At 54.0% G+C, this 10656-nt stretch carries 7 protein-coding genes; 2 read left to right on the plus strand and 5 right to left on the minus strand.

Annotated features, from left to right (window positions below; all coding sequences use genetic code 11):
- Positions 1-32: 32 nt before the first annotated feature.
- The gene (locus K2184_RS10960) at positions 33-1484 is read right to left on the minus strand and encodes an MFS transporter (RefSeq protein WP_064356546.1); all 1452 of its coding nucleotides are present in this window, start codon (positions 1482-1484) and stop codon (positions 33-35) included.
- Between the two features lie 144 nt (positions 1485-1628).
- The gene (locus K2184_RS10965) at positions 1629-3278 is read right to left on the minus strand and encodes a signal transduction protein (protein ID WP_004108719.1); all 1650 of its coding nucleotides are present in this window, start codon (positions 3276-3278) and stop codon (positions 1629-1631) included.
- 564 nt (positions 3279-3842) lie between these two features.
- Between K2184_RS10965 and K2184_RS10970 the strand changes: the two genes are divergently transcribed.
- On the plus strand, positions 3843-5207 hold the full coding sequence (locus K2184_RS10970) for an MFS transporter (RefSeq protein ID WP_024273671.1): 1365 nt from the start codon (positions 3843-3845) through the stop codon (positions 5205-5207).
- A gap of 41 nt (positions 5208-5248) precedes the next feature.
- Here the strand turns inward: K2184_RS10970 and K2184_RS10975 are convergent, their stop codons facing one another.
- Together K2184_RS10975 and K2184_RS10980 are read right to left on the minus strand one after the other, a co-directional pair.
- Complete coding sequence (locus tag K2184_RS10975) at positions 5249-6592, minus strand: OprD family outer membrane porin (protein WP_049593823.1); 1344 nt, start codon at positions 6590-6592, stop codon at positions 5249-5251.
- An 84-nt stretch (positions 6593-6676) separates the two neighbouring features.
- Complete coding sequence (locus K2184_RS10980) at positions 6677-7456, minus strand: histidine phosphatase family protein (protein ID WP_032728842.1); 780 nt, start codon at positions 7454-7456, stop codon at positions 6677-6679.
- 494 nt (positions 7457-7950) lie between these two features.
- Between K2184_RS10980 and surE the strand changes: the two genes are divergently transcribed.
- Positions 7951-8826, plus strand: coding sequence for a 5'/3'-nucleotidase SurE (gene surE, locus K2184_RS10985; RefSeq protein WP_004108710.1), 876 nt, complete (start codon positions 7951-7953; stop codon positions 8824-8826).
- 66 nt (positions 8827-8892) lie between these two features.
- Here surE and K2184_RS10990 read toward each other — a convergent pair whose 3' ends face one another.
- A complete protein-coding gene (locus tag K2184_RS10990; protein ID WP_032728844.1) occupies positions 8893-10017 on the minus strand; it encodes a ribosomal protein uL16 3-hydroxylase in 1125 nt (374 codons plus the stop codon).
- Positions 10018-10656 lie beyond the last annotated feature (639 nt).

Genomic DNA, 10656 nt, shown 5'->3' on the forward strand with positions numbered 1-10656 from the left:
TTCAGCGGGGGCCGCCCCTGCGGCCCGGGCGGTTAATGTTTGGAGGCCGGGGATTCATGCCCCTCCAGGGCGATTGCCGGGCTGGCATCATGTTCTCGATCGTTCTCGTCGCCCACCGCATGACCGAAGACTTCCGGCAGCAGGAAGATCGAGGCGAGGAAGGCGCAGAACGGCGCGATCGCGATAATCATTGAGGCGACCGGTACGCCGACCGCTTCAAACAGGGCCGGGAAGACCAGGGTGGTGACGAAGGCGGTGACCTTGACGATGGTATAGCCGATGCCGGAGGCCACGCCGCGATAGCGCGGTTTTGCCACCAGCGAGATCACCGTCATGCCGCTTTCGGAATCCCAGTAATGGCCCCACAGCATCAGCGCCGCGCCGAAAATGATAAAACCAAAGCTGCTGCTGTAGACGCCCCACGCCGAAATTGAGATGCCGATGGTGACCAGCAGGAAGCCGTATTTGCTCAGCCCCTTATGCCCGAGCTTCGGCAACAGCAGCGGGCCGACAAACGCCGAGAGCGCGGCGATACAGTTCACCGCCAGCAGGGCGAGGTTATTCTGGATCTGCCCGGAAATCCCGATGGTGACGAGGATCAGCGGCAGGAAGAAGGAGAAGGCGTAGTTTTCAAACGACTGTACGGCGCAGGAGAACCAGCCGAACAGGGTGGTGCGGCGGGTAAAGGGACGACGGAACAGATCGTGCAGCGTCTCTTTGAGCGTCGGGTCGGCGATGGTGACGTTTTCGTTGGGCAGAATGTCGTCCAGCAGACGGCCATCCTGTTCGCCGTAATAGTCACGGGAGGCTTGTTTCGCTTCGATAAAGCGGCCGCGTTCGACGAACCACGCCGGCGTCTCCGGCAGCTCCCGACGCATAAACAGCAGCAGGCAGGCCGGGATCGCCGGGACCGCCAGCACGATGCGCCAGATCATATCCGGGTGAACATCAAGCGTCACCAGCGTGGTGACCAGCAGAATGGCGGCGATAATCCCCAGCGCGAACATAAACTGCCAGCGGTTAGCCATCACTTCGCGCTTGCCCTTCGGCATCACCTCCATGATGTAGGTAAAGCCGTTAGCCACGTCCGCGCCCACCGGGATCCCGGCGAGGCAGCGAATAATCGCCAGCCAGTACATATTGGGCGCCAGGCCCTGAAGAACGGCGAAGATCGCGAACAGGATCATCGACCAGAGGAAAATTTTACGCCGTCCGAGCTTATCGGTCAGCCAGCCGCCGAGCAGCGCGCCGACCACCGCGCCAAGCTGGGTGCCGGCGGCGGTAAAACCAAGCAGCCAGCTGCTGGGCTCATAAATATCTTTCAGGGCGAATAAAATAAACGCCATGGAATAAATATCCCATGACTCAATTAATAATGCGGTGATCATTAGCCATCCCGCTTTGGTGCAGCCGGGGGCCTCCTGCTGATCGAGCCGTTTCTTTGCCTTCTGGATAATAAATTCAATATGTTGCTGCTGATACATATAATCCTCTCTTATCCGGGCAGGCGGAGGGCCCGCCCGGACAGATGCGCGTTAATCCGCTCTTTATGGGCGATAAAGAGACGAATGAAGCGGATGTTTGCCAGGATCGCTAACAACGTAAAAATTACATAAGCGAATCAGTTGTTATTTCATTAATAAATGCGCATCGCCTGCGATAAAGACTTTCATATTTTGCGTCAGCGCCTGGGCAATAAAGGCGTTCAGCACTTCGGATAATACCTCCTCTTCTACATAAGCCAGACTGAGATGGTTGCTCTGGTGGCCCGCCATTAAATCGTCGCGCGAAACCCCGTCGAGAACGGCGTTGAGTAATGGCCACTCGTAGTTGGTTGCCCGGCGGCGGCGTTCGAATTCGTCATGCGGCAGTTCGACGGCGGTGCCGGTGCCGATATGCAGGATCACCTGGGTACCTTCGTAATGCGCTCGTGCCCAGATAAAGCGTCCGGCTTTGCCCTGACCGGCAATGGTCGAGCCGCCGTAGGGGAAGAACATCGCCGGCTGGCGATAGCCGGTGGCCCCGGCTATCCCGCCCTTCAGATGGGCGAACGGCACCGCGCCGGAGATCTCCAGATCCCAGTAGAACGTGCCGTTGTATTCGCTACCCCAGCGGATATCGTGAAGGGTGGTTTCGCTCGCCATGCCCAGTGCGCCGAGCAGCTTCGCCAGCATCACCTGTGGGATGGCGCTGCCCATATCCACCTCGTTGATGCAGGGGATCGGCGCGTCCGGACAGACGATCTCGCCGTTCTCATCAGGGATCGGGAAACGTTCCGCGTTGCCGATGGCGCCTTCGGCAAAATCCGAGGCGGCGCAGCTGTCTTTGAGCCCCTGCTGATACTGCACGCCCACAGCCGTCAGGCCGAAGCGCTTCACGAAGCGCGCCATGGCGATCATCATCGCGCACTGTTCCAGCACCTGCTCCCGGGTCAGATCCTTCGTCCCGTCGGCGCCGAACCGGAAGCGCATGCCGCGGGTCTCATACCAGTCGAGACAGGCTTCGCGCAGGTCGGTCGGCACTTTGTTCATTTCAACCAGCAGCGCCGATTGCGACAGCGACTCCACCGGCATCCCTACGTCGATCATCGCTTTTTGCGGGAACACGCCGTTGATCATCCCCATACAGAAGGTATCGAACAGGCCGACAATGGCCTTGTGTTTGAGGATCGACTGCCCAACCTTCACGCCAATCTGTCCGGCTTCGCTGGCCAGCAGCGGCGCGCTGGGCGCAACCGGATGCAGATAGCCGAGCTTATGGCTGAGATGGCCGTCGCGCAGCCAGGTGTCCAGGCCGCGAATAAACGCCTCGTCGGCGAAGGTTTCCGACCACAGCCGCGAGTAGTTGCGCTCCAGGCTGGTGAGGCAGCCTGCCATACAGAGCATGCCGACGAGGCCCGGCCAGGTGCCGTCAAAATTGGCGAGCAGCAAAATAGGGCCGCGATGATGTACCAGCGAAGGCGCAAGGTGATGGGAGTATTGCCAGGCGGTAAGCAGGACAATAATCGGCGCATCCGGATCGATCCCGGCGAACAGCTCGCTACCCTCTTTCTGGCTGCTGATAAACCCGTGGCCGCGGCGTTCGTTGACCGGATGGGCGCGGCGCAGGCGGTAGCCTAATGTTTCCAGCGCCGTTTCCAGACGCTGTTCAAACAGCTTCTGCGTGGGCCAGCAGGTGACGTTAGCCGGTTCGCGGAGATCCGCATTGGTGACCATCAAGACTTCGCCTGGCTGCGGGGTAATAAGCCCGGCTTCGGCGGGTAACGTTAAATTCAACATGTGAATTTCTCCTGTAGGGGGTAGGTCGCTTAGTTATCGTTGATCGTTCTGCGCAGGGATTAGCGCCGCATCAGCCGCTTCAGGCAGACTGATTTCTATGGCTAACTCGAATTAGCAAATTAGGATAAAAAAAAGACAGGGACAAACCCTTTGCCGGGGATTTGTGATGGCTATCAATGTGAAATTTTTAACTAATTAATTTTAAAAACATTATTTTAAAAGGTGGGGTGAAGTGACGAGGAAAGTTTGCTGAGGCGGTTTAAAGGCGTGCAGAAAGGCGGGCGGGAAGCGCAGCGAGGACGGTAAATTCAGGTTTGATATTTAATGAATTGAAATTATTGAATTATTTATTTTTCCGTTTGAGCATTTTGTCTGGGGTGATTGACAGGAGTGTTAAAATTTAACCGATCCTGGTCACACTCTTTTAGCATTTACGTTGTGAATTTCTGTATCTTGTTATAATTAGCTAATTCGAGTTAGCTTGTTGGTGATTTTCCCTCGCCAACGATGTTAGCCAGGCGCTGCCCGACTAAACAATAATGATTCAGGACAGAGGATTTAATGATGACCCTGCTTACCTCGCCCGCCATTGCCCCTGCAAAAAATGAACAAACATCGCAACAAACCCATGAAAGAAGAAAGCTGCTCACCGTGCTGGGCTCCGGTCTTTCTGGCACAACGATTGAGTTCTATGACTTTTTTATCTACGGCACCGCCGCCGCGCTGGTGTTTCCGTCGCTGTTTTTTCCTAACCTCTCGCCGCTGATGGCGCTGCTGGTATCCTTCCTGACGCTGTCGATTACCTTCGTTAGCCGGCCCATCGGTGCCATCGTATTTGGCCACTATGGCGATAAGATCGGCCGCAAGAAATCGCTGGTTCTGTCGCTGATGATTATGGGTATTTCGACGTTTTTCATAGGATTAATCCCCAGCTACGACACCATAGGCAACGCAGCGCCGTTGATACTTATCTTTTTGCGCCTCTGCCAGGGCTTTGCCATCGGCGGCGAATGGGGCGGGGCGACGACGCTGATCACCGAGTATGCGCCGCGCCATCGCCGGGGCTTTTTCGGCACCTTTGTTCAGTTGGGCAACGTGCTTGGCCTGTTTATCGCCACCGGCGTTTTTGCGCTGGTGGTGATGCTGCCGGAGGATGACCTGATGTCCTGGGGCTGGCGCGTGCCTTTCCTGTTAAGCATCGCGCTGCTGTTCGTCGGGATGTTTATCCGCTCAAGGATCGAAGAGACGCCGGTGTTTCAGGAGAATCAGAAGCAGCAGCAGAACGCGCCGAAAGCGGCCGAGCAGAAGTTTCCTGTTCTCACCGTGCTCAAACATCACCGTAAAGCGGTATTCCTGGCGATGGGTATGCGCATGGGGGAGATTGTTCTGGGCTGGCTGACGGTGGCGTTCTTTATGTCCTACGTGACCCGGGAACTCAACTTTACTCGCGAAACGGCGCTGAACGGGCTGCTGCTGGCCAGTTTTGTCGGCATTTTTACCTTTCCTTTCTTCGGCTGGCTGTCCGATAAAATTGGCCGCCGACCGGTCTATCTGGCCGGCGCCGCGATCACGCTGATCTTTGCCTTCCCGCTGTTCTGGATGATCGACTCCGGCTCGGTGAAGATGTTTATGTTCGCCACCACCTTCTGCTATTCCGTGGGGCTGGGCATGATGTTCAGCGTCCAGCCCGCCTTCTTTTCGGAGCTTTTTGACACCAGCGTGCGCTACACCGGCGTGTCGCTCGGCTTCCAGTTGGCGAATATCGTCGGCGGCTTAACGCCGATGATCGGTACCTTACTGCTGGTGTGGTCCGGTGGCGCATCGTGGCCCATCTCGCTGTTTCTCGCCTGCATGGCGCTAATTACCATCCTGTGCGTCTGCGTGACGCGGGAAAGCTATAACGATGAGCTTAATGAGGTGAAGAAGTAGCCGGGGAGGGCTGCCCCGCCATGACCGGCGGGGCGGGCGTATCAGAACAGATTAAATTTATATTCGATAATCACTTCCGAAGAGAGCGAGTTGGCCCGGCTGTAATGGCCGTCGGTAAGCACCGGCGTTTTGCCATTCATCTTATAGGACCAGCCCGGCCCGAACATCGCCCAGACGGTGAGATTTTTCAGTCTCGGGTGCGTCGGCACCCAGCGGCTGAAGGCGTTAATTTCCCCGGTACGGACGTGGTTGCCGCGGTAGTTAAACTGGGCGATGTTGCCGGCGAGACCGATAGCCAGCTCCGGCGTCAGGTTATAGTCCGACATATTAGAGAGAACCAGTTCACCGTCGCGCATATAGTCGTTGCCGGCGTAAGCCATTGAGATAAAGGTCCCGCGCGAGTTTTTACTCATATGGCGCGGGTAGAAGCCCACTTCATTGGCCTTATTCGCATCGGTATAGCCCAGACCCCACTTGGTGCTCCAGTTGTCCGCCTGCCACTTCACATCCATGGCGATGTGCCAGGCATCATCGTCAAAGTCACGCTTATTTGCCGGCATCGCTTTATACTCGTCCAGCGCGTGAGTGGCGTAGACCTGAGTACCGATGTTCAGCGCTTTTATCGGCTTAATATTGGTAAACAGAATATGGCGGCGCAGATAGTTGTCGCTTTCACCATAGCCGTACTGCATGTTCAGGTGCTCGCTTTGCCACAGAATATCGCCGCTGGCGATATGGTTAATGTACTGTCCGCTGTTGGTCTGGAAGCGTTTCTTATCCGGCGAGTTACGATCCATCGCGCTTTCGATGTACGCGCCGCGCAGCGTGAAGGGACCGTAGTTCACCGCGCCGGTCCAGCCCAGGTAGGTGGTTGGAGAGAGGCGGGTCGAGTTGGAGATGACGCCAAAGTTTTTCATCGTCTGCCAGCCCCAGCGGGCGTTCAGATGAGTGTCCGCCAGGCGATACTGCAGCTTGATATTGCGTTGACCAAATTTGGAAAAGCCTTCAGCGTTGCTTTTGTTATTTCCGCTGCCGTTGTTATAGAGTACGCCGCGGGAGTTAAAGTAATCGCTGGCGCCGAGCTTTACCGCCCCGTAGTATGTGGCATCAAAGCCAATAATATCGGCAAAATAGCCGGACTGATAATCGACGGCGACGCCCTGACCCCAGGCATTATGGACTTTCTTCGGCTCGGTCTCTTCTTCCTTAAGATATTTCCAGTAGTTTTTAAAGGATAAATTCAGATGAGACTGGCTGAATAACGGATCGTTGAGCACGGTATCGATATAATCGCGCTCCTTCAGACTGTTAGTGGTCGAAGCTGACCAGGCGCTGGCGGGAATAGCCAGCAGCATAATGGCGACTGTTGTAGTATTGATTTTCATAATAAACCCCAGAGTAGGGACGCAGCGATCCAGGCGAGGTGTTTTCGCCTGAAGTCTGCCGTAATAAATAATTAAGCGTGGGTATTATTTTTTATCGAGAGCCTGTTTTCCGGCTTCGACATATTTCATAGTGCCGATTTCAGGAACGGTATATTTGCCGTCTTTATAAACAATTTTAACCACCGCGGCATTGGCAAGCGGTTTGTTTTTCGCGTTATCGTCCGTTAAGTCGGAAATCATGATCTGCATTGCGGTACCGGATGAAATCGCCAGCACGTTTTTATCGCCCCGGGCCTGCGCGTTTTCAACGATGGTATGCAGCGCTGCCTGGGTGCGGGTTTTTACCTGCTGATAGTTTTCCGCCATGCCTTTGGGATCGGCTGCAGCCAGCGCATTCTGGTTGGTATCAACGGCCAGGGTGCCCGCTTTCATTTGGCTGAACAGCGCAGCGCCATCTTTAAGCCCCAGCTGTTTGGCGCCGGCGTCGGCCATATCTTTGTTATAGCCGCCTTCAAAACCGCCGAAGAAGGCTTCCCGCAGGCCGCTTAGCTCAGTAAGTTTGTAATCACTTACTCCGGCTTGCTTAAGTATCACCTGCATGGTTTCACGCTGACGTCCGGCATCGCTGGAATAGAAGCTATCAAATGGAATGCCTTTTAGTCCCTCGCCGAGATAACGTGCGACGCGAATGCCGTCTTCAGTAAGCGGGGAGTCAGCCCAACCCTGTACGCGGTCAAACGTATTCAGCAGCGTTTTGCCGTGACGAGCGAAATAGATATTCACGCCATCGTCGTTTTTAACTTCCGCTGCCGAGCAGGTTGCCGCACCTGCCGCTATCATTAATGCTATAAGCCACTTCTTCATATAACGCTCCACCTGAATGGTCTTTTTATAAGCAAAAAAAAACCTACGTCAGATATTCGACGCGAAGCATAAATAAAGCTATGTTCGCTCGAACTCTATGACGTAGGTTTCGCCTGTTCTTGACAGTAACAATCCAACAGTGGCGACGTTAGCACTAATTATGCAAAAAGACACCCTCTATTTATTGTTATTGTCAATAAATGTGATCGTCTTCATGAAGGTAATTTTGCTGGTTGAGATGTATCTTAAGTTTAATTTTCAGAATAATTGGCAGTTTTTGACTTAAATAATTATTGGGGATTGATCTCCGTCACAAAATAATGATGTCCGCTCTGGACTCTGCCGCGCACTGGCGTTATTTTCGCTTCACTCTGGGATTGTTACTGACCACAGGCAAAACCTAAGACTCCTGTCCGCCAATTTGGCGTGCGGCAGGAGTCTTAGGTTTTTTTTTGCGCCTGATAAATACCTCTGCTACCTAACAAGGAGTGATGATGAGAACGAAAATTCTGACTGCCGCCATTCTGGCGTTATCTGCCGCTGGCGTACAGGCTGCTGAAAAACCGCTGAAAATACTGTTGGTTAACGACGATGGCTGCCAGTCTGTGGGAACCACATCGCTGCAGGAAAAATTGGCGGCCAAAGGATATGACGTCTGGATGGTGGCGCCGGCAACGAATCAGAGCGGGATCGGGTCGGCAATCACCTTTAAGACGGGTAAGGTCTTTGATGTCAAAAAAGCCGCTGACAAACGCTACTGCTTCCCGGGAACGCCCGCCGACGCGCTGGATTTCGGCCTGTGGGGCGTGCTGAAAGACGCGCCGCCGGATCTGGTGATCTCGGGCGTTAACGACGGCCCCAATACCGGTATGGCGCAGGTTAACTCCGGTACCGTTAGCGCTGCAGCCCGCGCCATTCGCTATGGCTTCCCGGCGATTGCCGCCAGTATTGGCTACCGATTCACGGAAGAAGAGATGAAGAACAAATGGCCGAGCACGCATAAGTACTGGCCTGACTCGGTGGATTACGTTGTCTCGCTGGTTGATAAACTTAACGCCGCGCATAAACCGGGAAGCCCGATTTTGCCGCAAGGGTCCGGTTTGAGCATTAACTATCCGCCGCTGCCGTCGGCTGAAATTAAGGGCGTTCATTATATTGAGAATGAACAGTTCCCCGCGCCGCAGATTGGTTATGAACTGCTGGCGGACGGCACTGCAAAACAGACGATGAATCCGGAAGCGATAAAACCGGCGGAAGGGGATAATGACTCGGGCTGGCTCAACAAAGGATATATTACTTACACCCTGTTTGATGGTTCATGGAACGCGCCGCAGTTCCAGGCGCAGTATGAGACGCTGCTCGGAAAATAACGTCGTAGTGATATAAAAGAAGAAGGCGCTATTCGCGCCTTCTTTATATGAACAGATGATGAAGCGCTATTCGTCGAAGAACCAATAGCCCTGGTTAATCAAACGGGTCAGCTCGGCGATAAAGGCCGGATTGCGCAGTGCGGCCTCACCTAACTCATCTTTACCCAGCAGGGTATAGCGGCAAAGCGCGTCCAGTGCCGCAGGCTCGGTTGGCTCAAGCTGTTCACTATTCACAAAAAAGTCATCGCCAATGTGCAGTACCCGCAGGCCGCTCAGGCGAGTCAGCATTTCGCCTCCCTCGAGTGCGTCGACAATCTCTTCTTCTGCATAAGGCGGTTCAGCTGGCGCAATATCCAGCTCGTGGCGCGGCGTGGTAGCAAAACGTCCAAACCACTGGCGGAAATCTTCCGGCTGGCTAATCATCTCGATCATCATGCCGCGCAGACGTTCCAGTTCATACTCTTCAACCCGGCCCGGATGTTCACGGCAGGTTAAATCCGGATCGCTGTAGTGCTCGCCGCCGAGATCGTTTTCCAGCGCGTAATCGGCAAAGCTGCTGATCAAATCGCGGCCGTTTGGCCCGCGGAAGCCAACGGAGTAGTTCAGCGCCGTTTCGTGAGTGATTCCGTCGTGCGGGAATCCCGGCGGAATGTACAAAATATCGCCGGGCTCCAGATCCTCATCAATAATCGGCGGGAACGGGTCGACGTGCAGCAGCGCGGGATGCGGGCAGAACTGACGCATCGGCAGCTTATCGCCCACGCGCCAGCGGCGGCTACCCATGCCCTGAATAATAAAGACATCGTACTGGTCGATGTGCGGGCCCACGCCGCCGCCCGGTACGGAAAAGGAGATCATCAGGTCGTCTAAACGCCAGTCCGGCAGTACGCGGAAAGGGCGCACCAGCTCAGCGGCGGGCATGTGCCAGTGGTTTACCGCCTGAGCCAATAGCGACCAGCCGGTTTCGCCCAGGCCATCAAAATGTTCAAACGGCCCGTTGCTGGCCTGCCATTGACCATTCTTAAGGCTCACCAGTCGACTATCGACTTCCGGTTCCATGGCCAGCCCGGCCAGTTCATCCGGGGTAATCGGATCGACGAAATTCGCGAAAGCCTTCTTTAATACCACCGGCTGCTTTTGCCAGTACTTTTCTAAAAACTCGGGCCAGTTAATGTTGAGTTGATAAGCCATAGGTTTATACCAATAAGAAGAAACGGGCCTGATTATAGAAATATGCACCCTCAAGCCGCTTTGTCATGGGTCAAGGCTGATGCTTAATTCATCATCTGAACTAACGGCACCATAAAAGAGGGAAAACCTGAAGTGGGTAACGCCGTTTTTTGCAAAATCTCATTTTTGGCTAAAATGCGCTGCAGGCCTTGTAGTTCCTGGGTTCTTACGGTTTTTCGTAGCAAAGGTTAATCGTGAAAAGTTTAAATTATGAGCGCTTGATAAGTTTTTTGTATTTTTAGGGTTGCTATATCCCGGCAGCTCCCTATAATGCGCTCCCACTGACACGGCAGATGTGAATCACTTCACACAAACAGCCGGTTGGTTGAAGAGAAAAAATCCTGAAAAACAGGGTTGACTCTGAAAGAGGAAAGCGTAATATACGCCACCTCGCAACGGTGAGCGAAAGCCGCGTTGCACTGCTCTTTAACAATTTATCAGACAATCTGTGTGGGCACTCAAAGTGACATGGGTTCTTAACGTCTTCGGACGAAAAATGAATACCAAGTCTCAAAGAGTGAACACGTAATTCATTACGAAGTTTAATTCTACGAGCATCAAACTTAAATTGAAGAGTTTGATCATGGCTCAGATTGAACG

The sequence above is a fragment of the Klebsiella sp. K5-306 genome (genome assembly GCF_051835185.1).
Lineage (GTDB): Bacteria > Pseudomonadota > Gammaproteobacteria > Enterobacterales > Enterobacteriaceae > Klebsiella > Klebsiella oxytoca.

What these genes read in the sequence shown, in the direction of transcription:
- K2184_RS10980 (WP_032728842.1), bottom strand. Translation starts at nt 7,456, where the DNA reads ATGAAGAAGTGGCTTATAGCATTAATGATAGCGGCAGGTGCGGCAACC.
- surE (WP_004108710.1), top strand. Translation starts at nt 7,951, where the DNA reads ATGAGAACGAAAATTCTGACTGCCGCCATTCTGGCGTTATCTGCCGCT.
- K2184_RS10970 (WP_024273671.1), top strand. Translation starts at nt 3,843, where the DNA reads ATGACCCTGCTTACCTCGCCCGCCATTGCCCCTGCAAAAAATGAACAA.
- K2184_RS10960 (WP_064356546.1), bottom strand. Translation starts at nt 1,484, where the DNA reads ATGTATCAGCAGCAACATATTGAATTTATTATCCAGAAGGCAAAGAAA.
- K2184_RS10965 (WP_004108719.1), bottom strand. Translation starts at nt 3,278, where the DNA reads ATGTTGAATTTAACGTTACCCGCCGAAGCCGGGCTTATTACCCCGCAG.
- K2184_RS10975 (WP_049593823.1), bottom strand. Translation starts at nt 6,592, where the DNA reads ATGAAAATCAATACTACAACAGTCGCCATTATGCTGCTGGCTATTCCC.
- K2184_RS10990 (WP_032728844.1), bottom strand. Translation starts at nt 10,017, where the DNA reads ATGGCTTATCAACTCAACATTAACTGGCCCGAGTTTTTAGAAAAGTAC.